Origin of the sequence: Eubacterium sp. SB2 (assembly GCF_001244405.1) — a bacterium.
Classification (GTDB): domain Bacteria; phylum Bacillota; class Clostridia; order Lachnospirales; family Lachnospiraceae; genus Faecalicatena; species Faecalicatena contortus_B.
In genome coordinates, this window is sequence record NZ_LN865148.1 from 105856 (window position 1) to 128327 (window position 22472).

Annotated in this window: 19 protein-coding genes and 1 tRNA gene; 4 read left to right on the forward strand and 16 right to left on the reverse strand. The window is 46.8% G+C overall.

Annotation, left to right across the window (positions count from 1 at the left end; all coding sequences use genetic code 11):
• Positions 1-46 precede the first annotated feature (46 nt).
• From BN1938_RS00505 to argS, 11 genes are all read right to left on the reverse strand, one after another.
• Positions 47-379, reverse strand: coding sequence for a hypothetical protein (locus BN1938_RS00505; RefSeq protein ID WP_050638722.1), 333 nt, complete (start codon positions 377-379; stop codon positions 47-49).
• 75 nt (positions 380-454) lie between these two features.
• Complete coding sequence (locus tag BN1938_RS00510; RefSeq protein ID WP_050638723.1) at positions 455-928, reverse strand: hypothetical protein; 474 nt, start codon at positions 926-928, stop codon at positions 455-457.
• A gap of 25 nt (positions 929-953) precedes the next feature.
• A complete protein-coding gene (locus BN1938_RS23575) occupies positions 954-1109 on the reverse strand; it encodes a hypothetical protein (protein ID WP_167702492.1) in 156 nt (51 codons plus the stop codon).
• Between the two features lie 172 nt (positions 1110-1281).
• On the reverse strand, positions 1282-2784 hold the full coding sequence (locus tag BN1938_RS00515) for a hypothetical protein (RefSeq protein ID WP_050638724.1): 1503 nt from the start codon (positions 2782-2784) through the stop codon (positions 1282-1284).
• Positions 2781-3854: an ATPase, T2SS/T4P/T4SS family gene (locus tag BN1938_RS00520; protein ID WP_050638725.1), complete on the reverse strand. Its 1074-nt coding sequence runs from the start codon at positions 3852-3854 to the stop codon at positions 2781-2783. Before BN1938_RS00520 ends, BN1938_RS00515 begins: the two co-directional genes overlap by 4 nt.
• A gap of 22 nt (positions 3855-3876) precedes the next feature.
• Positions 3877-4044, reverse strand: coding sequence for a hypothetical protein (locus BN1938_RS23580; RefSeq protein ID WP_167702491.1), 168 nt, complete (start codon positions 4042-4044; stop codon positions 3877-3879).
• Positions 4045-5367: 1323 nt separating this feature from the next.
• A complete protein-coding gene (locus BN1938_RS00525; protein ID WP_050638726.1) occupies positions 5368-6867 on the reverse strand; it encodes a glutamate synthase subunit beta in 1500 nt (499 codons plus the stop codon).
• A 12-nt stretch (positions 6868-6879) separates the two neighbouring features.
• Positions 6880-11415: a glutamate synthase large subunit gene (gltB, locus tag BN1938_RS00530; RefSeq protein ID WP_050638727.1), complete on the reverse strand. Its 4536-nt coding sequence runs from the start codon at positions 11413-11415 to the stop codon at positions 6880-6882.
• 318 nt (positions 11416-11733) lie between these two features.
• Complete coding sequence (locus BN1938_RS00535) at positions 11734-12666, reverse strand: CPBP family intramembrane glutamic endopeptidase (RefSeq protein WP_050638728.1); 933 nt, start codon at positions 12664-12666, stop codon at positions 11734-11736.
• Positions 12663-13832: a serine-tRNA(Ala) deacylase AlaX gene (locus BN1938_RS00540; RefSeq protein WP_050638729.1), complete on the reverse strand. Its 1170-nt coding sequence runs from the start codon at positions 13830-13832 to the stop codon at positions 12663-12665. The genes BN1938_RS00535 and BN1938_RS00540 overlap by 4 nt, the downstream gene beginning before the upstream one ends.
• A 9-nt stretch (positions 13833-13841) precedes the next feature.
• Complete coding sequence (argS, locus tag BN1938_RS00545) at positions 13842-15608, reverse strand: arginine--tRNA ligase (RefSeq protein WP_050638960.1); 1767 nt, start codon at positions 15606-15608, stop codon at positions 13842-13844.
• Positions 15609-15772: 164 nt separating this feature from the next.
• Here argS and BN1938_RS00550 point away from each other — a divergent pair, with 164 nt between their 5' ends.
• From BN1938_RS00550 to BN1938_RS00565, 4 genes are all read left to right on the forward strand, one after another.
• Positions 15773-16687 (forward strand): deoxyribonuclease IV, encoded by a 915-nt coding sequence (locus tag BN1938_RS00550; protein ID WP_050638730.1) that lies wholly within the window; start codon positions 15773-15775, stop codon positions 16685-16687.
• A gap of 139 nt (positions 16688-16826) precedes the next feature.
• Complete coding sequence (locus BN1938_RS00555) at positions 16827-17195, forward strand: GntR family transcriptional regulator (RefSeq protein ID WP_025656778.1); 369 nt, start codon at positions 16827-16829, stop codon at positions 17193-17195.
• Positions 17196-17894: an ABC transporter ATP-binding protein gene (locus BN1938_RS00560; RefSeq protein ID WP_050638731.1), complete on the forward strand. Its 699-nt coding sequence runs from the start codon at positions 17196-17198 to the stop codon at positions 17892-17894.
• A complete protein-coding gene (locus BN1938_RS00565) occupies positions 17888-18688 on the forward strand; it encodes a hypothetical protein (RefSeq protein ID WP_050638732.1) in 801 nt (266 codons plus the stop codon). Before BN1938_RS00560 ends, BN1938_RS00565 begins: the two co-directional genes overlap by 7 nt.
• 177 nt (positions 18689-18865) lie before the next feature.
• On the opposite strand, the gene BN1938_RS00570 is transcribed toward BN1938_RS00565, so the two are convergent.
• The 5 genes from BN1938_RS00570 to efp form a co-directional block, all read right to left on the reverse strand.
• Entirely contained in the window at positions 18866-19198 is a 333-nt protein-coding gene (locus tag BN1938_RS00570; protein WP_050638733.1) for a branched-chain amino acid transporter permease, read from the reverse strand.
• The gene (locus BN1938_RS00575) at positions 19189-19893 is read right to left on the reverse strand and encodes an AzlC family ABC transporter permease (RefSeq protein WP_050638734.1); all 705 of its coding nucleotides are present in this window, start codon (positions 19891-19893) and stop codon (positions 19189-19191) included. Before BN1938_RS00575 ends, BN1938_RS00570 begins: the two co-directional genes overlap by 10 nt.
• Before the next feature lie 178 nt (positions 19894-20071).
• Positions 20072-20143, reverse strand: a tRNA-Arg gene (locus BN1938_RS00580).
• Between the two features lie 281 nt (positions 20144-20424).
• The gene (locus BN1938_RS00585; RefSeq protein WP_050638735.1) at positions 20425-21369 is read right to left on the reverse strand and encodes a DUF5688 family protein; all 945 of its coding nucleotides are present in this window, start codon (positions 21367-21369) and stop codon (positions 20425-20427) included.
• Between the two features lie 457 nt (positions 21370-21826).
• Complete coding sequence (gene efp / locus BN1938_RS00595; protein WP_025656772.1) at positions 21827-22384, reverse strand: elongation factor P; 558 nt, start codon at positions 22382-22384, stop codon at positions 21827-21829.
• Between the last annotated feature and the right edge of the window lie 88 nt (positions 22385-22472).

The following is a 22472-nucleotide window of genomic DNA, read 5'->3' on the forward strand; positions in this document are numbered from 1 at the left end:
TTACGGGGTGCTTTTTCACAAAGCATCCGCTGGCTTTTCCCCTCTTTCATCTTGCATATCCTACTATTTGATGCTCTAAAAACAAGTTCAGCACAGGAAGAGTATAGTCATAAGTCAGCGTCACTTTTGCAAATTTCCCGCTGTCTACGCTTGTCATCGGTTCGACTAATAAATCCGTATATCCGTTTTCCAGTGCTTTTTGCCTGCAGCTCCGTATTACAGGGTCTGTAAAGTCCCCTGCTTCGACCTCTGCCACTACCGCAGAATGGTAATTCTGCGCACTCTGGGTGTTCAGGGATGCCATGATATAGGCTGCGCTAAGCACGGCCATGAATGCGATCATAATCATCCCCATCATTGTCTCCACCGCACCTTTCATCCTCTGTCCTCTTTTCTTTTGGGACTTCTTTTCCGTCCCTTTTATTTCTGTCCATATACCTTACACAAGATCTCTTTAGTCAACCAGGACAGAATATTTCTTTTCTTTTGCCCTGATACTTCCCTGAAAGGATTCTTCTGCACGATATGTGATCTGATATTCCCCGCTTATAGAAGGGACAAACCTGCGGGGATCTGTCTCCCCTGTAATATCCTGCTGCCCGGGAGCTGTCAATTTGACAATCGTAACAGGCACCTCCTCCCCTTCCGGATTAACCGCCCTGATCTCAAACAGGCCGCTGTCCAGCAGATTATATTCCCTGCCTTTTTGCAGCTTTCTTACCGAGACAGAGAGCTCCGGGGCTTTGCGCGAAAATACAGTCTGTGCCATGGCAAATGAGTCCTCGTTTCCCACAGCTGCCTCCGGCCTTGCCTTAGAAATCATTCCAAGAAAGCCATGATTCCCCCTTCCGAACAGGAACAGAACCAGCATTCCCAAAACAACCGCCAGAATAATCACTTTTCCATATTCTCCGATCACAGCTTTCACCCGCAGACACCTCCTTCAAATACTCTTACCCCCGCATCGGCCCAAGTCCTTCCAGAAATCCGGCAAACAGATATGAAATCTGTCCATCCGCTCCGAGCAGATCTGCCATTGTTCCCAGTAGTATCAGGCTCAAAATACAAGCGGTAATAATACCTCCATACTCTTCCAGAAATTCTTTCATATTTCATCACTCCCATATCCATAAGGAATACCGCATGGCTTCTATCCCCCAGTCTCACAGATCATTCTCAAAATATCCCACAATCCGGACATCACTGCGTAACCCATAACTGAGATTGCAATGATGCCTCCATACTCTTCCAGAAATTCTTTCATAACTCAATCCCCTCCTCTCAGCCGGCATGATTCACCGCTGATAAAATGTAAACTACAACCAGCGCAAGATCGGCCAGCATTTTTAATACACCTGTTATCATTGGCAGCAGGATCAGAAAACTGATTCCTGCAATATAATCCTCTGTCCTGAGCCGCTCCGCTTTATCTGTCATTACAGCTCCTCTTTCAGCCAGAGGGCCTATCTGACCGCCGATATCCGAGGCGCCGAATTCTGCCATTGAATACAAAACCTTCATTGCTGAAGTCACATCGGGAAGCGGCACCTGCTTCATAAACGAAAGATAGGGGCGTACTGAATCCGGCTTTTCTTCAATCCCCGCGAGAAGAATATTCAGTTCTTCTCTTAGTATTGCCGGGGCATGAGGAATCGATTTTGATAAGGAAACATGTACATTATCGGTCTGCAGATGGAGTGACATACTCATCAGCCATTCTGGAAATGACTTTTCCACCTCTCTTGCCACATGTTTCAATGAAATTCTGTATCTGCGGTCAGGCTGACCCGCCATAAGCGCTGCCATAATCACAGACAGCACCGCCGCCGGCAGGCCAACGTACAAAGCCATAAGAACACTCACCGGAATCAGCAGGATGGCAATGCACCACGCCTTACGCTTTGCCTTTTTTCTGTTGCTGTGCATAACATATTCATATTGCCGTTTTACCGTCTCCTCCCCCTGGCCCTCTTCTCCACGGATCAGGCTTTTTGACAGCTTCCTCTGCGCAATATACCAGATCAGCATATTCAGCAGCACCGTTACCGTTGTCACGGTCTGGGAGACGACATTTTCTGTAATACCAAACTCTTTGGGAAGCATCAGTACGGTCATGCCGCAGATCAGAAAGGAGAGTCCGATGCCAATCGTAATTTTAACCTTCACATTTTTCTTTTCTCTCTGCAGTTCATACACTCTGTCCATCCAGAGTTTCCTGTCATTCAGCAGGATATCTGCAGCGGCAGTAAAATCCCCGCCCACAGCCTCCGCCTCAATCAGAAAATCATGAACTTTATACAACCTTCTGCATCCGTATTCTTTTTCAATCATTGCAAATGCTTCCCGGTAAAGATTTTCTCCCGCGCTTTCATTTTGTATATAGCGTATAGCGCTATGTACTGCATCATACATACGGCTCTCCCCCTCCTCAAACAAAACGAGTGTATCCTCAAGCGCCGTCAGTATCTTGGACCTTCTTTTAAAAGAATACAGCATCTGTTCAATATAGGAGGTAACATCCTCAAAAAGCCGGGCTTCATATAAGTTGCGGTATGTCATGGCAAATATCCCCGGCACAAAACAGGCAGATGCCGCGGCAATGATTATAAAACTGGGCAGTTTCAGCCTGTAAGCAAACGCTAATACCGCCACACATCCATACAGCCCCAAAAAGTACCCCACATATCTGCGGGCCGAAAACTGATACCCGAATCTGCGCACCGTTCTCTTTAAATACCCGGGATTCAGGTAACAGATTCCCTCTCCTCTCTCTTTCTTCTTCATCCTCTCCTCCGCATATTAACCGGCATACTTCCCATATCAGAAAATGGAGCCGTAATATCTTCCAGCTTAAACTTTTTCATTACGTTTTCCGGTATTTCTCTGGATATAAACTTCCCGTCCTCCGCAATCAGGCATTTTACATTCTGCTCGCCTATACGGTCAAAAAGACATATCTGGTCGATAAACCTGACAACTTTCTGTCTTTCTGTCACTTTTTTTCTAAGAAGCACACCTACATTCAGAAAACTGTAGATGTCGTTCTCCAACCTTGTTGCAGCATAGGCATCCTGCATCATATTCTGGATTCTGTCCGGGATCTTTCTCGTGTCGTCCGTATGCAGAGTCGTCAGTCCATGAAGTCCTGTAGAAAAACACTCCAGCAGATATTTCACCTCCACCGAACGTGCCTCTGAAAGCAGAACCCACTGGGGATTCTGCCTCAGGGCAGTCTTGATTGCTTTCGTGTACGGGAAAAATTCCTCATCCACCTTTAGTTCCACGCAATTAGAACCCGGATTAATCTCCTTGTAATGTATCTCCAGGTTGTCCTCTATGGTCATCACCTTTTCTTCTTTTGGAATATATTGCGTCAGAAACTTTAAAAGCTCCGTTTTACCTGCCCCCGGACGTCCGCAGAATACCATGTTCATGCGGGCCCGGATGCAGTTAATAAGAAAGATTAAAAGCTCTCCCGAACAGTACTGCTCCTTTAGCATTTTCTCGACAGACATCCGCATCACCGCAGGCGTCTTTCTGATAGATATTGCATAGCCTGTGTTCGTAGCACTGGAGTGAATAATCGAAATGCGAAGGATATCTGTCTCCGCTTCAAGAACATTATTATACTTATTAATCTGGCTGCTAACCACATTAGACACTCTGATGCTGAACTGGCTCACAAATTCCGCCGGCAGCTGTACCGGAACTTTATAAATCCCCCGCTTTAAATGCTCCACCCACACATCCGTCCCATTAAAATTAATGTCCGTGATATCCGGATCTATTACATAGGGAAGCAGCGGCCCAAAACTTTCTGCTTTTAAATTCCAAGCCTCCCTGGAAACCTTCACAGGCAGCTCTCCTTTCCCTCAATCACCCTACGACAGATGCCGTAGTGCCAAGTGCAGTCGTCAGCTTTTCCACTGCAGCGGTAATTCCCAGCTTAATACTGTTGCCAAGGGGCGTCGCAGCCACAACAATAATCATAATCACAATTGCCGCCACGACAATCACACCATATTCTTCCATAAATGTTTTCATTCAAAATCCTCCATTTCTATCCGCGCAAGGTAATTATACAGAGTACGACTACATCTTAGATTGATGCGCAGATTGACCTCATGTCAGTGGGGATACCGATTTCTCACCGCCCGCCACTGCCGCTCATCTTGTTTTAAGTGATTCCTCTCTCCACCTTCCAAGGCGGGAGACTTCTCACTCATTTAGTTAAACATGTTACTGCAGACTATTCATGCAAATTCAGACAATCAATAAACATCACCACACTTTCATTTAAATTCCGCAGTCTCTGCACTAAAATCCACACAAAAACCACAGTACTATGCTCAAAACCGTCCCTGACGGCCCAAAGCCACTATCAGCCTAAAAAGGAATAAAGTCGGGGAATTCCCGAAAAAAATACTGCGACAGAACAAAAAATGCCCTGAAAGAATAAACATAACAAACAAAATTCAACTACACCCTGGGATAAAATCACGAAAAAGAACTTATCCGAATCAGTGCCCAACACACCGAAAAGAAAATAACCGATTAAATCAATAATTTATAGAACTAAATTATATGATGTATAATATCATATTCCATATATTATGTCAATACTAAATCCAGTAAAATTAAAAAATAATATACTAAAATGATCCGTCTCTCAAGCGCCCAAATCTCCCCGTTAAATAAAGATAAACATGCGAATAATACATAGCATACTATTTAATCTCGCTAAAAAATATCAGACCCATTGTACAGCCCCAAACCCTAAATTCAAAAAAAGGAAAAACAAAAGATTCTCAGATTCCCTGACCAAAAAGAAAAACTCCAGATACCTACCAAGATATGATCTACATTTAGATTACTCTCCTCCCCCACAAATGTCAAGACCAAATCCCCTCAGAATCAAAATCTAAAAGTCTAAAAGCTAAACAAAAAGAAAAAGATGCAACATAATCTCCACACAACTCACCCCTTCCCTCAATACGACATCCCATCCGCTGCCGCCAATATGAATCCCCGCAGGGGATGTCCCCCTCATTCCCGCCCGGAAGCGCTTAGCGAAGTCCGAGGGGAAGCTTGCTTCAGCCGAGGCTGTGCATACTGGTTCTCTATCCATAGAGTAAGCATTAGAAGCTGTCAACGAAAAAACAGGGAAAATGGAGGGCAGAATTTGCTTCCGAAGCAAATTCTGTTGCCGCCGGCGGCGGGAATGCATCAGCATTCCCGCCAACTGCGGCAAGCACCCTCCATTTTCCCTGTTTTTTCGTCTACAGCTTCTTCGCGAACGGACAGGATAGAGAACCAGTATGCACAGCCTCGGCTGAAGCAAGCTTCCCCTCGGACTTCGCGCCCCTCCTACTGCACCGACAAATTCGTATACCCCATCAAACTCAAATCCACCTCCCGTGCCACTTCGCGGCCCTCACGGATAGCCCATACAACCAGCGACTGCCCTCTGTGCATATCTCCCGTTGCAAATACATTTTTTGCCGCCGTCTCATACCCGTCTGGAGCTGTTTTCACATTGTGCCTTTCATCCACTTCAACGCCAAAAGCTTTTGTCACATAGCTTTCACTTCCGATAAATCCCGCCGCGATCAGCACCAGATCCACATCAACGCTGTATTCGCTCCCGGGTATTTCCGCCATCATCATTCTGCCGGTTTTTTCATCCATCTTGGCCTGCAGCTTCACAAGCGAAGCCTTGCACACCGCCCCCTTTTTATCCTTAATGAACTCTTTCACCGTAGTTGTATACACCCTGGGATCTGCTCCGAACACGGCGGCGGCTTCCTCCTGGCCATAATCCGTCTTGCAGACTTTCGGCCATTCCGGCCATGGGTTGTTATCCGCTCTTTGATCCGGCGCCTTTGGCATCATTTCCAGCTGAAGTACGGACGTTGCCCCGTGCCTGACAGCAGTTCCAACACAGTCATTTCCTGTATCTCCGCCTCCGATTACCAGAACCTTTTTCCCTTTTGCCGAGATATACGCGCCATCCTTCAGTGTCATCTGATTTGCCCAGAGGGCCTTTGTTGTAGATTTCAAAAAGTCTACCGCAAAGTATATTCCCTCCGCATCACGCCCCGGCACCTTGATATTCCTCGGTTCCGAAGCCCCGCAGGCCAGGATCACTCTATCGTACTCTTTTAAAATGTCTGCTGCTTTCACTGTTTTTCCCACATTGCAGCCTGTTTTAAACTGAATGCCCTCTTCTTCCATGATTGCAAGCTTCCGGTCAATAATCTGCTTTTCCAGCTTCATATTGGGAATTCCATAACGAAGCAGGCCTCCGATCCGGTCCTCCCGCTCAAATACGGTCACCAAATGCCCACGTCGGTTCAGCTGGTCGGCAGCAGCCAGGCCCGCGGGCCCTGAACCAATGACTGCTACCTTCTTTCCCGTTCTTACCTTAGGGGGGCAGGCACGGGCATATCCCTGTTCATAAGCATTTTCAATGATACTGTATTCATTTGCTTTCGTTGCAACAGGCTTTTCATGGAGCCCGCATGTGCAGGCTTCCTCACACAGTGCCGGGCAGACACGAGCTGTAAATTCCGGAAAATTATTTGTTTTAATAAGACGCGCGTAGGCCTCCTCCCAATTTCCGTTATAAATCAAGTCATTCCACTCCGGCACCAGATTATGCAGAGGACACCCGCTCGCCATCCCGTTCAACATTTGCCCCGACTGGCAGAAGGGCACCCCGCAGGCCATACACCTGGCCCCCTGCAGCTCCTGTTCTTCTTTAGATAGAGGCGCATGGAACTCACGGAAATGCCTGATTCTTTCCTTCGGCGTCTCTGCCGTCTTGTCCTGTCTTTCATAATCCATAAATCCTGTTGGTTTCCCCACTGTTAACGCCTCCTATCTTCCCTTTTTGATTTTGTTAAATGCTTCCATCTTTGCCTGTTCACTGCTTAAGCCCTTTTCTTCCATCTGCAGAATTGCCGACATCATGCGCTCATAATCTTCCGGTATGATCTTTTTGAATTTGGGCAGATATTCTTTAAAATGATCCAGTATCTCTTTACCGATCACGGAGTTTGTGTATGCAACGTGCTCCTGAATCATATTTTTCAGTTCCTGGACATCGTACTTATCCGTCAGCCTCTCAATATTTACCATATCTTTATTTACTTTACGGTATAGATCGTTTTTCATATCCAGTACATAGGCTATACCACCGCTCATTCCGGCTGCGAAATTTTTCCCTGTCTGTCCCAGAATCACAACACGGCCACCGGTCATATACTCGCATCCGTGATCTCCTACCCCTTCAACTACCGCGCGTACTCCAGAATTGCGCACGCAGAATCTTTCACCCGCCACGCCGTTAATATAAGCGTTTCCGCTCGTTGCTCCATAAAGTGCTACATTGCCGATAATAATATTCTCACTGGCTTTGAACCTGGTTCCTTTAGGCGGGCACACAACCAGCTTTCCTCCCGACAGCCCTTTTCCAAAATAGTCGTTGCTGTCCCCTGTCAGTTCCAGAGTCAGTCCCTTTGGAATAAACGCACCGAAACTCTGCCCGCCGGCGCCTTTGCATTTTACGACAAAACTGTCCTCTGGCAGGCCTTCGGGGTAACGCTTTGTAATCTCAGAACCAAACATGGTGCCAAATGTACGGTCCGTGTTAGAGACAGCTACCTCTATGCTTCTCTTCTGCCCTTTTTCCAGAGCCGGAAGCAGTTGTTTCAAAAGAATTTTCTCATCCAGCGTTTTTTTCAGCCCAAAATCATATACTTTCTTTGGATTGAAAATTCTCCCCTTCCGCTCTCCTGAATAGGGATTGTAAAGTATGCTGTCCAGGTTCAGAACGGATGCCCGTTCTGACGCCGGAATTTCCTTCCTCTTCAAGAGATCCGTCCGGCCCACAAGATCATCGACAGTGCGTACTCCCAGCTTCGCCATATATTCCCGCAGTTCTTCTGCGATATATCTCATAAAATTCACCACATATTCCGGTTTACCCAAAAACCGTTTTCTGAGCTCCGGATTCTGCGTTGCCACCCCCACCGGACAGGTATCCAGATTGCACACCCGCATCATGACACATCCCATGGTCACCAGAGGCGCGGTTGCAAATCCGTACTCTTCCGCACCCAGAAGCGCCGCAATTGCCACATCCCTGCCGCTCATCAGTTTCCCGTCGGTCTCAATCCGCACCCGGTCCCGCAGCCCGTTTTGGATCAGTGTCTGGTGTGTCTCCGCCAGGCCCAGTTCCCAGGGCAGGCCTGCGTTCTGAATAGAACTTCTGGGGGCAGCTCCCGTACCGCCGTCATAACTGGAGATCAGGATCACTTCCGCTCCTGCTTTTGCAACGCCTGCGGCTACGGTTCCAACCCCTGCCTCAGACACCAGCTTGACGGATATCCGTGCTTCTTTGTTTGCATTTTTACAGTCGTAGATCAGCTGCGCCAGATCCTCAATGGAATAAATATCATGGTGCGGAGGCGGTGAGATCAGGCTGACTCCTGGTGTGGAATGACGCGTCTTTGCAATCCAGGGATATACCTTTTCTCCGGGAAGATGCCCTCCTTCCCCTGGCTTGGCGCCCTGCGCCATCTTGATCTGGATCTCCCGGGCGCTGACCAGGTAACGCGATGTCACGCCGAATCTTCCGGAAGCCACCTGTTTGATAGCAGAACAGCGGTCCGTGTCCAGACGTTCAATATCTTCGCCGCCTTCCCCGCTGTTTGACTTGCCGTGCAGCTGATTCATGGCTGCGGCAAGGGTCTCGTGCGCCTCTTTGGAAATGGATCCGTAGGACATGGCGCCAGTCTTGAACCTCGTCACAATAGACTCTACGCTTTCCACCTGATCCAGGGGAATGCCCTTAGCAGGATAGTTGAAATCAAGCTGTCCTCTCAGATTGATCTTTTCTCCTTCCTCGTCCACCATCTTCGTGTACTGCTTAAACAAACCGTAATCACCGCGCCTCGATGACTGCTGCAGCATATGGATGGTCCGCGGATTATAGAGATGCTCTTCTCCCCCGCTTTTGGATTTATGTTTTCCAATACTGTTCAGCGTCATATCTACATCCAGTCCGAGCGGATCAAATGCCTCAGAATGAAATGCCGTATAATCCCCTGCTATCTCTTCGATACCGATCCCGCCGATCCGGCTGACCGTATCTGTAAAATACCGGCTGATAAACGTTTCCTTCAGACCTAACGCCTCAAATATTTTTGCCCCCTGATAAGATTGGATCGTAGATATCCCCATCTTGGAAGCGATCTTGATTATGCCATGAATCACCGCATCGTTATAATCATCCACAGCGGCATAGTAATCCTTGTGAAGCATGTTCGTATCAATCAGCTGGCGAATGGACTCGTGAGCCAGATATGGATTGATCGCACAGGCGCCGTAACCCAGCAGTGTTGCAAAATGATGTACCTCCCTCGGCTCCCCGGATTCCAGTATCATTGCCACAGATGTCCTCTTCTTTGTGCGCACCAGATGCTGCTGCAGGCCCGATACGGCCAAAAGCGACGGGATGGCCACATGGTATTCATCCACGCCCCGGTCCGACAGGATCAGGATGTTTGCCCCCTCCCTGATTGCCCGGTCAACTTCAATAAAAAGATAATCCATGGCTTTTTCCAGGCTTGTATTCTTATAATATATAATGGGTATTTCAGCCACACAGAAGCCATCCACCTTCATATTTTTGATTTTCAGGATATCCGTGTTTGTCAGGATCGGATTATTTACCTGGAGCATTTTGCAGTTTTCCTCCCGCTTCTCCAGAAGATTCCCGTCTTTCCCGATGTATATGGTCGTAGAAGTAACTACCTCCTCCCGGATCGCATCGATTGGAGGATTGGTTACCTGGGCAAACAGTTGTTTAAAGTAACCGAACAATGGCTGGTTTTTATGGGACAGGACAGACAGCGGAGTATCAATCCCCATTGCCGCAATCCCTTCGGCTCCTGTCCGGGCCATATTCAATATAGACGTTTTTACATCTTCGTAGGCATAGCCGAATGCTTTCTGCAGCTTTGTACATTCTTCCCTTGTATACTTTGGCACATCCTGATTCGGAATCTTCAGATCTTTCAGCTGAATCAGATTGCTGTCCAGCCATTCTCCATATGGGTACTCATTTGCATATTTTTCCTTCAGGGCCTCATCGTCAATCACTTCTCCCTTTATGGTGTCAACAAGCAGCATTTTCCCCGGATGCAGGCGCTCCTTTAAGATAATCTTCGCAGGATCAATCTCCAATACTCCCACTTCGGAAGAAAGAATCAGGTTATCATCCTCTGTGATATAGTATCTGGAAGGGCGCAGGCCATTGCGGTCCAGAACCGCTCCCATACAGTCTCCGTCCGAGAACAGAATGGAGGCCGGCCCGTCCCAGGGCTCCATCATGGTTGAATAGTACTGGTAAAAATCCTTTTTATTCTGGGACATGCTGCGGTTATTTGCCCATGGCTCCGGTATGGCAATCATAACTGCCAGCGGAAGCTCCATGCCGCTCATCACCATAAACTCCAGCGCGTTGTCCAGCATCGCGGAATCGGAACCGGAAGTATTGATTGCAGGCAGTACCTTGTGCAGTTCACCTTTCAGATAACCGGATTCCATTGTCTCCTCTCTGGCCCCCATTTTATCCGCGTTGCCGCGTATTGTGTTAATTTCGCCGTTGTGCACCATAAAGCGGTTCGGATGCGCCCGCTCCCAGCTCGGATTCGTATTCGTGCTGAATCGGGAATGCACCATCGCGATTGCGGATTCATAATCCTCATCCTGCAGATCTTCAAAAAACATCCTGAGCTGCCCGACCAGAAACATCCCTTTGTAGACAATTGTTCTGCTGGAAAGTGAAGCCACATATGTATCGTCGCTGCTCTGTTCAAAGATCCGGCGCACCACATAGAGCCGTCTGTCAAAGGGAAGTCCCTGTTCTATTTTCTTCGGCCTGCCGATAAATGCCTGCATAATACACGGCATACAGTCGACCGCCTTTTTACCCAGAATGTCAGGTTTTACAGGCACTTCTCTCCACCCCAGAAACTGCAGTCCCTCCTTCGCAGTGATTACCTCAAATATCTTCTTCGCCTGATTTCTTTTGAGTTCGTCCTGGGGAAGAAAGAACATCCCCACCCCATAATCCCTATTTTGGGGCAAAGAAAAACCGAGGGGTTTACAAACCTTAGAGAAAAATCTGTGTGAAATCTGAAGTAAGATTCCTACACCATCTCCTGTTTGACCCTCGGCGTCCTTGCCTGCTCTATGTTCAAGATTTTCTACAATTTTCAAGGCATTCACCACTGTCTCATGGCTTTTTATGCCCTTAATATTCACAACCGCCCCGATCCCGCAGTTGTCATGTTCAAAACCGAATCGGTACAGTCCGGTCTGCCGGCCCGTATTTAGTTCACCCATAATCCCTTTCCTTTCTCCATAATAGTAATGTTGACTTTTTATTTTTTCCTACTATACTACAGTTTTTTTTATTTGTAAATAAAAACTTTATTTTGAATTGTCTATTAATTTGTCAATATAAATTATTCTACCTGTTTTTCCAGATATTTCTTCCTATTTTCATATTTATACCTCAACTTCTCACAATTTTAAGGCATTTTCCTCCTCTATGCCAATTGAAAAGCCGGGTACATACACCTCTTCAGTGTCCTGTAACCGGCTTATGTTCAAATTGGTTACTATTCACGGCCCCGTGAATAGTAACTCAATTTGTTCTATTTACCGAAACATATCCGGTGTAATCTTATTTTCCGCAGGAGGCGGAGTCACATCCGGTTTTTCATCGATTTTCTGAATAAGTACGAACATAATGGAACCTGCAAAAGCGCAGACTACTGCCGCGATTCCCATTCTGGAAACTTTTGCGGCAAGCCAGTCGAATCCCCCGATCTCGGTGACAATCAATGAGGTAATATTAGCCACCACATGCAGCACAGCAGGAGCCTTGAAAGAACCGTATTTCTCATAAACGTAAGAAAGCAGCAGTCCCAAAATAAAGCTGTACAAAAACTGCACTATATTCCCATGGATCAGCCCGAATAAAAGAGAGGAACAAACCGCGGCCTTCATAAAGCTGCCGCGCTCCCTGTATCTTTTAAACAGAACTCCCCGAAACATGAGTTCCTCGGTCAGTGGTATTACGAGCCCGAGGCAGAAGATCTGAACCGGCACGCTGGCCGAATAGAACACTTCCGAAGTCTCCTGATACTGTTGGCTTGTCATTGCCAGGCTGCTCATGATTGTCAGACAGTTCGCCCCGATACATACTGCCACGCCAAGCCCGATGATTTCGCCGTATTTCCAGATATTTGCCTTCTTATTCTGCGGAATATTCAGCAGCTTCTCCCTTTTTCTGTCCATTAAAAACAGCGACAGTGTCAGCGGAATCGTAAAAAGGGCCGCGAACCCAAGGATCTCAACCTGATACTTCTGCACGATCTCCATGACCTTGCCTGCATTCTGCCACGCCAGATTCATAATCTCATCCTGCGTCATATTATCGGAAAATGCACTGTAATCTATAATTTCTCCGAGATGTGGAATGATTGCGAACATTTCCACTATAAATCTTGCAACGAACTGGATGACCCAATACAAAAGAAGTGGACCAAACAGCCGCCAGAACTGCTTTGATTCCGGATTCTTATTCATTCTTTTGTTATCCTCGCTTTCTCCTCTATCCACACCCTCACTTCTTCTTCTTTCCCTTTTAGAGATCCCTGTACCATCTCCGGCTTACCGCCTCCGCGTCCGCCGAACGCTTCGTTCAGCCCTTTTGCAAGGGGACGGATATCCGTATTTGTACTGCCGATCACATAGCGGTATGCCCCGTCTTCCGTCTTCAGAAATACTGCGCAGCACTCTGCTCCGCGCGCCAGAACCAGATTCATCAGGATTCTGGGGCCGTCCCCTTCCAGCCCTTCTTCAAACAGGCATACGAAGGCTTCCTCCCCGGATATCCCGCCGGCCCTGTACTCCAGCAGCTTTTTCTGTTCTTCCAAAAGCCTTGCCTTCAGACGGCCGCACTCTTCCTTCAGATGCTCCGCCGCCTGGCTGATTTTATCCTCTTTTGCAGACAAGAGAGCAGAAATATTCTTCACGTGCTGTTCCTTAGCGTCATAGTCAGCCAGGGCACGGAACCCGCACAGCATCGTGACCCGCACGCCGCCTTTATACCGCTGGACATTTGTCAGCTTAATCAGGCCGATCTCGCCTGTTCTTTTTACATGCGGAGCACAGCAGGCACAGACATCATAACCAGGGATCGTCACAATCCTGACCGCCCCCTCTATCTCGATCTTACTTCGGTACTCCAACGAAGCCAGTTCCTCCTTGGATGGCCAGGACACCTGCACCTCCAGGTTTTTCACGGCTGCTTCATTGGCCTGCCACTCAATCTCCCGCAGCTGCTCTTTTGTGATCTCCCCGTCAAAATCCATGGTGCAGTCTTCACTGCCCAGGTGGAATCCCACATTATTGTATCCGAATCCGGCATGCACAAGTCCCGATACAATATGCTCTCCGGTATGCTGCTGCATCTTCAAAAAGCGCATATCCCAGTCTATTTTCCCCGTCACCTTGAGACCTTCCTCTAAAGGCGCCTCCATGACATGGTAGATAATGCCGTCTCTTTCCCGTACATCCGTCACCCTGATATCTTCAAGCCAGCCCGTATCCGCATACTGTCCGCCGCCCTCTGGAAAAAAGGCAGTCCTGTCAAGGACCACCTCGTAATATTCCCCTTTTGGCCGGCACATTTCTACATTTGCGGTAAACACCTTTTTATGACTGTCTTCATAAAATAACTTTTCTGTCATATTCTGTATTTACATCCTTTCCGGCGCTTCAAAGCCGAGCAAATCAATACAAGTCTCCAAAATCTCTTTCACCAGCTTTAGAAGAGCAATATATCCTGCTTTGCGTTCCTCATCCTCTTCTGTGAGAATCTTCGTCTCATGGTAGAATTTATTAAATGCGTTGGCCAGGTCGTAAATGTATGCACAGATCTTGTGCGGTGCACTCTCCTCGAAGGCCGCGTCAATCACGTCATTGAACTTGACCGCCTCCAGCATCAGCGCCTTCTCAAACTCGCTCTGTGCGTCCCTTACCGCCAGGCCCTCCCGGGCTCCCTTTCCTTCCTGATACTTATTCAAAATGGACTTAATCCGTACAATCGTGTACAGGATATAAGGCCCCGTATTCCCTTCAAAGGAGGTAAATCTGTCTACATCAAAAACATAATCCTTGGATGCCTGATTGGACAGATCACCGTACTTGATTGCCGCAAGTCCCACAATCTTCGCTGTATTCTGCGCTTCCTCCTCACTCACGGTACGATTGTCCATAATTTTGCCATACATCGTTTCATTGATCTCACGGATCAGATTCTCCAGGCGCATGACTCCGCCTTCTCTTGTCTTAAACGGCTTGCCGTCCTTCCCATTCATCGTACCAAATCCCAGGAATTTCATTTCCACTTCCGGGCGCACAATTCCCGTTTTCTTTGCACAGCGGAATACCTGTACAAAATGCAGTTCCTGACGCTTGTCCACCACATAAATTAATTTGTCCGGCTGGTAAAGTGCTTCCCGTTCCACCAGCGTTGCCAGGTCTGTCGTATCATATAAGGCCGCGCCGTCTGACTTCAGGATCATACACGGAGGCACTTCTTTTTTATCCGCTTCCTCCTGCACATCGACTACAAGCGCGCCCTGGTCGTAATGGGCATAACCTTCGTCTTTCAGCCGCTGCACCATGTCGGGAATATACTTCTGCGCATCCGCCTCGCCCTTCCAAAGGTCGAACTCCACATTCAGACTCTCATAATTCTTCTTAAGATCCGCCACGGATACATTCATGATATGGTTCCAGATGGCCCGATAGCCACGGTGCCCATTCTGCAGAAGAAATGTGGCCTGCAGCGCCTTGTCACGGTATTCCTCATGTTCTTTGGCATATGCGCTGGCAGTTGGATAAATCTCCTCCAGCTCGCTGATCGTAAAAGGAGCTTCTTTTGGAAATTCTCCCTCATACGCTTCGTCAAAATATGCCAGATCAGGCTTTCTCTTCTCCAGCTCTGTAATAATCAGCCCCATCTGATATCCCCAGTCTCCCAGATGAATATCTCCGATTACCTTGTGTCCTTTAAACCTCGCAGTACGCTTAACACTCTCGCCGATAATCGCAGATCTGAGGTGGCCTACATGAAGCGGCTTTGCCACATTGGGGCCGCCGTAATCTACCATAATCATCTTCGGCTGTGCGGCTTTCTCCACGCCAAGGCCCTCCGCAGCCGCCATCTTATTCAGATAGGCTGCCACGTACGCAGGACTCATCTTCAGATTAATAAACCCTGGCCTGACCGCTTCTGCGGTCTCAAAGCAGGAACACTCTCCGAGCTTCCCCAGAACATCCTCCGCAATGACAAATGGCGCCTTTTTATAGGTCTTTGCAGCCGCCATCGCACCGTTGCACTGGTATTCGCATAAATCCGGCCTGTTGGACAAAGTCACTTTCGCAAAAGCCTCATCGTATCCCGCTTCCCGAAAGGCTTTCTGCATCTCTATGGTAATCAGTTCCAATAATGTCTTCAATTTTATTCCACACTCCGTTCTAATTTTCTTCCATTTTGCTATTTTATCACGTATAATCAGGGAGGGCAAGTGTTATGAGGGAACTCTCCCCGTATTTTGGGGCATTTAAGTATGTTTCCCATACCCCGAACCCGAAATACTGTTTTGAAAGGCAGGAATAAAGTATGATTATAGGATCACACGTAGGAATGAGCGGAAAGGAAATGCTTCTTGGCTCCGCCAGGGAAGCTGTTTCATACGGAGCAGACACGTTTATGTTTTACACCGGGGCTCCGCAGAACACACGCCGCAAAGATATCAGCGAGCTGAATATCGAACCCGCATGGGAATATATGAAGGAACACGGAATCGACGAGATTATTGTACACGCCCCTTACATCATCAACCTGGGGAATGCAGTAAAGCCGGAAACTTTTGAGCTGGCAGTGGAATTTCTGGATAAAGAACTGCAGCGTACGATTGCCTGCAGAAGCCATCTGCTGATTCTCCATCCGGGCGCACATGTCGGCGCCGGCGTCGAGACCGGTACCCAGCAGATTATCCATGGACTGAACGAGGTTCTGACAAAGGATACGGACTGCTGCATCGCACTGGAAACAATGGCTGGAAAAGGCTCAGAAATTGGCCGGACTTTTGAGGAACTGGCCCGTATATACGACGGCGTTAAGTATAACGATAAATTGCGGGTATGCTTTGACACCTGTCATACCAGCGACAGCGGATATGATATAATCGGCCATTTTGATGACGTGATCGATAAGTTTGATCAAATCCTTGGAAAAGACCAGATTGCAGTATTCCACGTTAATGACAGCAAAAACATACCCGGAGCTGCCAAGGACAGGCACGCAAATATCGGTTTCGGAGAGATCGGCTTTGATGCTCTGAACTATATTGTCCACCACAAGGATTTTGAAAATGTACCGAAAATTCTGGAGACACCTTATGTCCCCTCCCCAACATACGAGAAAAAATCCTATGCACCATATAAATATGAAATCGAAATGCTCAGGAACGGGAAATTTGACCCTGCTCTCATGGATAGAATTATCAGGGAGAATGAAAAGACCGGGGACTAGTACATCTCAGCATAACAGCAAGTTAATTGTTATTCGATGTACTAGTACTTGACATCTAAGGCGCCTCATTGTATGATTGTACTATACAGATAATACAGTATTCCAAAAACTTTATCATACAGAAAAAGAGGTGACTTAGATGCCATGGGATTTAGATAATGACCGCCCTATCTATCTGCAGCTCATGGAGCGCATCCAGCAGGACATCATTGCCGGCATATATAATCCCGGAGATAAGCTCCCATCCGTACGTGACCTGGCTCTCGATGCTTCCGTGAACCCCAATACCATGCAGAAAGCGCTCTCCGAACTCGAAAGAAGCGGCCTGGTATATTCGCAGAGAACCAGCGGCAGATTTATCACGGAGGATGATGCAATGCTGAAAAAGATGAAAAAAGATTTAGCATCCGAACATATTCATCAATTTTTTGAAAAGATGAAGCTGCTCGGTTTTGGGGATGAAGAGATTCTGGAATTAATCCAGGAGACAATCAAGGAGGAAAAGTAAATGAAACCAATTCTGGAATGTCAGGGACTGACTAAGAAATATAACAACTTCTATGCGCTCTCCAACCTGAACCTGACTCTGGACAGAGGGCAGATTGTAGGGCTTCTTGGCCCCAACGGCAGCGGAAAGACGACTTTGATCAAGCTGATTAACGGTCTTCTAACCCCTACTGACGGACGAGTCATGATCAACAGCCTGGCTCCCGGAGCAGAGACAAAAAAGCTGGTCTCCTATCTGCCGGAAAGAAGCTATCTGAATGACCACATGCGGGTGGACGATATATTATCCTACTTTTTAGATTTTTATGATAATTTTGATCTGGACCGCGCCAGGAAAATGCTGCACGATCTGGAGATCGATACGCACTCACGGCTGCGTACCCTCTCTAAAGGCACGAAGGAAAAAGTCCAGCTTGTGCTGGTCATGAGCCGGGATGCCGAACTTTATATCCTGGACGAGCCGATCGGCGGTGTGGATCCTGCTGCGAGGGACTATATCCTGCACACGATTCTGACCAATTATAACGAGAATGCGACCATTCTTCTGTCCACACACCTCATCACCGATATTGAGAATGTACTCGACAGAGTACTTTTTATCCAGAACGGACAGCTTTCCCTGAATGCTTCTGTAGACGAGATCCGCACAAAGGAAGGGAAATCCGTAGATGCTTTATTCAGGGAGGTATTCAAATGTTAGGCAGACTCATTAAATACGACTTAAAATATGGAGCCAAGTTATTTATCATACTCCACGCACTGCTGCTGTTGGCCAGTATACTCGGACGGTTTTTCTTTCTTGAGAAACTCGACTTCAGCGCAGAAGCGAATGTCCTGATCACCTCTCTTGGCTTATTTATATCCATTTTTCTGCTTCTGTTTACGGCAGTATCCTTTGGAGTGATGTTGTTGCTTGGTATCCGTTTTTATAAAAATCTGTTTACAGATGAAGGATATCTGACATGGACCCTGCCTGCAACCCCTGCACAGCAGCTCTGGGCCAAGATTATATCCGGTACAATCTGGTATGTCATTGATATTTTGCTCTACAGCTTGAGTCTTTACATTTTGGTCAGCGGTAAAAATGTTACAACAGCCTACGCAGGAATCGCCTCCGAGGTAACAGAGTCACTTGGGATGCCGCTCGGCCGTTACAGTCTGTACATGCTGTTATTTATACTGGCCAGCAGTATAGGGAGCGTCATCATGATCTATTCCTGTGTGGCAATTGGGCAGTTGTTTCCGGGCCACAGAGTGCTGTGCTCCGTTATTGCCTACATAATAATATCTACAATCATTCAAATATTTACCTTTATAATCCTTGCTGCCCTTGGCATATTTCCAAACGGCAGCAACTACCCGCCTGGTGCAGGCAATGTAGGGCATTACTTATTTAAATTGTTTCGATTAAGCGGAATCCTGATATTTGTTACAACAGTATTGGAATACGCCGCAACACATTATATTATGAACAAAAAGGTGAATCTCATCTAAAGAAATTCACCCAGCGTATGAAAAAAGCGTTCCGAATCAACCGGCTTTGGGAAATATCTATTCCTCCCGCTCTGCGTTGCTTTATCTATATTCCTCTGATAGGCATTTGCAGAAAGTCCGATGACCGGAACGCTTTTTTGCTTCTCTATTATTCAGCGGGCCCAATTTGCCGGCCGCTTAAAATACGGCTTGTACCAGAAACATATAGAATACAGTACCTGCTCCAATACTCAAAAGGTTGTTGCGCTTCCAGACATGCAGCACGATCACGGCCAGCACGGCTAATGCTTCCGGAAGACCATGGGGGGCCGTCGTTATGGGGGTGTCCTTCAAACAGTATACGACCAGCATCCCGATAACAGCCGGAGTCAGGACTTTCCCAAGATACTCAATTGTCTTGGGGATCGTCTTCCCCTTGGGAAATATTAAAAATGGCACTGCTCTTGTGGCAAATGTAGTGACAGCCACGGCCAAAATAATGCATAATGAAGTTCCTACATTTACGGGCATGTCTCCACCTCCCCTTCCAGGCGTTTTCTTGCAGCAAAGAGGATCAAAATACTCAGAATCATTGTCGGGAACACAAAGCTTCCGCTTCCGAAAATCTGAAGGCATAAAACGGCTGAAACAACACCGATCATTGCAGGTATCCTATTTTTTGCTTCCATCCATTGCTCCACAAATATCACAACAAACAGGGCGGTCATGGCAAATTCTATTCCCTCGGCGTTGATGGGCAGTACGCTCTTTAAAATTCCTCCGATGGCTGAGCCGATGACCCAGTAGCTCTGATCCAGAAGCGCAATAGCAAACAGAAACTTATCTTCCTCAACATCTTCCGGAATTTTGGTTGTACACAAAAGAGAGTACGTCTCATCCGTCAGTCCAAAGATCATATACCAGCGCTTGCCGCCCATTTTGTTAAACTTATCCAACAGGGACAGGCCATAGAATACATGTCGGATGTTCACCATCAAAGTCATAAATATGACCTGCAGAAAAGAAATACCCGGCACAAAAAAATTCACAGCCAGATACTGCCCCGACCCCGCATAAACAAGCAAGCTCATTAAAACCGCCCACCAGGCAGAATATCCTTTTTCCGCATACATAACACCAAAAGCAATCCCTATGAACAGATATCCCGTCAGTACCGGGATCGTATAAGGAAAAGCCCTCCTAAACGCCGTCTTATACCCTGACATGATCTAACCCTCTCCTCTGATTCTCTTTTGTTTAATCCACGCTCAGTAATTTCACTGAGTACGCTACGTCTTATCTATATAAAATAAAATGCCTGGAAATGTATTACCAGCCTTCTGATAAAGCCCGGTACTAAAACACTTATTTTAATACGAAACTTTTTCCAGGGCATAAAAAATACACGTCTGGGCGGAGTCGAACCGCCGCACATGCCTCCGGAGGGCATTGCTCTATCCACTGAGCTACAGACGCATAATTACTGTGCAATTCTGCTGTAATGGAATGAACCCTTAACAGAATGCTTTATTATCCTAGCACAAAATTTATGAAATGTAAAGAGGAAAACAAGATTTCGTGAAGAGCTTTCACCCCGGTGCGGATCGGGAAACGTTCCATGGAGGAGCAGCCCAAATCCTCCCGGAGGAACCTGTCCGACAGACAGGTTCCTCCGGGGGCTTTCGTCTCCCCCTATATGGAGCTGGCGCACCCGACAGACAGGGAATGACTCGTTTCCAGGGTGTCCCGTGTACGATCTATCCCCTCTCTTTGCACCACGCATCCCCCTTTTTCCTGGACATTAACTTCTTCTCCTCTCTTTGGTAAAAATAGGCATGATCGCTCAGTACTTCCTCCGGTTCTACCTGGGTTTCATTAATTTCAACAACCATCTCGCTCATTTCATCCGCGTCGAGCGCCTTGGATTCCGGAACAATAATCAGTTCGTGTATGCTGCTGGGCAGAATATAATAGTCTTCTTTTAACATCTCCCCCACCATCTCCAGTACATGAGGGTAAAGCAGGCATGCAGCTCCATAATTGCGGAGTGAATTCGTCAAAACGTACATAACATCTTTCTTTTCATCGTTCTGAATTTCCAGCAGATTCTCCTCCTCATCCGAGTCCACCTCCAACATCTCCTCTATGGCATGGCGCATAGTATAAAACTCTGCCGGCAGAAGGTTTGTTACATTTCTGACCGCAGCCCGGTACAACTCTTCTTTCTGTACGCCCCACATCCTCAGATGTTCATGATTGATCTGAATACTGGCCGTCCCATTCCTGTCCTGTTCTAAAAGTACATAGAACACAATCGATAAATCCAGTACTTCCATAAATGGAATACACTCCAAAAGCTTTTTGTTTTTTTCCGTATGGATCAGACGGAATACCACACGATCCCTGATATTTTCATACTTTTGAAACTGGCTGCAGTCCCACACTTTACTGCAGTCCACCTCTTCATAAAAGTCCAGAATCTCCTGGACAACCCTGTCCATCCGTTCTCCCTTCAGAACCCGTTCAAATAGTTCTTCCAGATAAATAGCCGGCGCCGCATTCACACCATCTGCCTTAATCATAATTCCCTGCTTCTCACTGCCATTATTCTTTCGGGCAGTATAGACGCTCGCCTGAATCCCCTCCTTTAATTTTTTATTTAATTCCTGTTCAACAGCACACAAAAATTCCTGATAATTCATAATTCTCCTTTCAAATTTTCTGTGCTCATCAAAACAAAATAGGAAAAGTGACACGACCTGTGTCCATGATAAAATAATGATTTGAAACATATTAGGTGAGTAAATTATATATGATTTTCATCAAAAACACAATCCCAAATGAGGCAAAATATTGTTGCCCTTCATCTAACCGATGCATTCCCAGTGCTATACTGGTATATAACGTTGTAAAACACCGTTGTGTGCTTACTGCATCTAAAAAAGGATGCCGGATATGCGGGGAAAACTTGATTCTAAAATCAAATTTTCTGGAAACCCGGTTCAGGAAATCCTCAGATTCCCACACGGAGTTCCCATAGCCCTCATATCCGGCATCGGTTTTTCTCAGATACAGCTAGCGGCACAGGCGCCAAATACAGGCCCATGCCCTTCCTGGCAGCCCTGTCATAAAGCATCCCCTGCTCTGTTTCTTTCCAAATTAAACACGTGACAAATATTCCCCTGTACGTGTATCAATCTTTAAGACATCTCCCTGCTCTACAAACAGAGGTACCATTACAACTGCCCCGGTCTCTACGGTCGCAGGCTTTGTTGCTCCCTGTGCAGTATCACCCTTAAATCCCGGCTCTGTCTCTGTGATTGCAAGCTCTACAAACAATGGCGGCTCAACAGAGAATACATTTCCATTATGAGAACAGATTTTTACGACTTCATTTTCTTTTACAAATTTCAAAGCGTCACCCACCACTTCAGCATTCAGTGCGATCTGGTCATATGTCTCAACATCCATAAAGTTGAATAAATCTCCGTCCTGATACAGATACTGCATGTCCTTACGGTCAATACGGGCCTGTTCAAACTTTTCATTGGGTCTGAAAGTCTTTTCAACAGCACCGCCGTTAATTATATTTTTTAACTTTGTTCTTACAAACGCTGCACCTTTACCTGGTTTTACATGTTGGAATTCCAAAATCTGATAGATGTTCCCCTCAATCTCAACGGTTAATCCATTCTTAAAATCTCCTGCTGATATCATTGTAATCCTCCTTCAATTGCGCTGCCAATGCGCCTACCTTTTTACACTGTTTATAATTTTATAATAGTTTCATTCATTTTTCAACCTT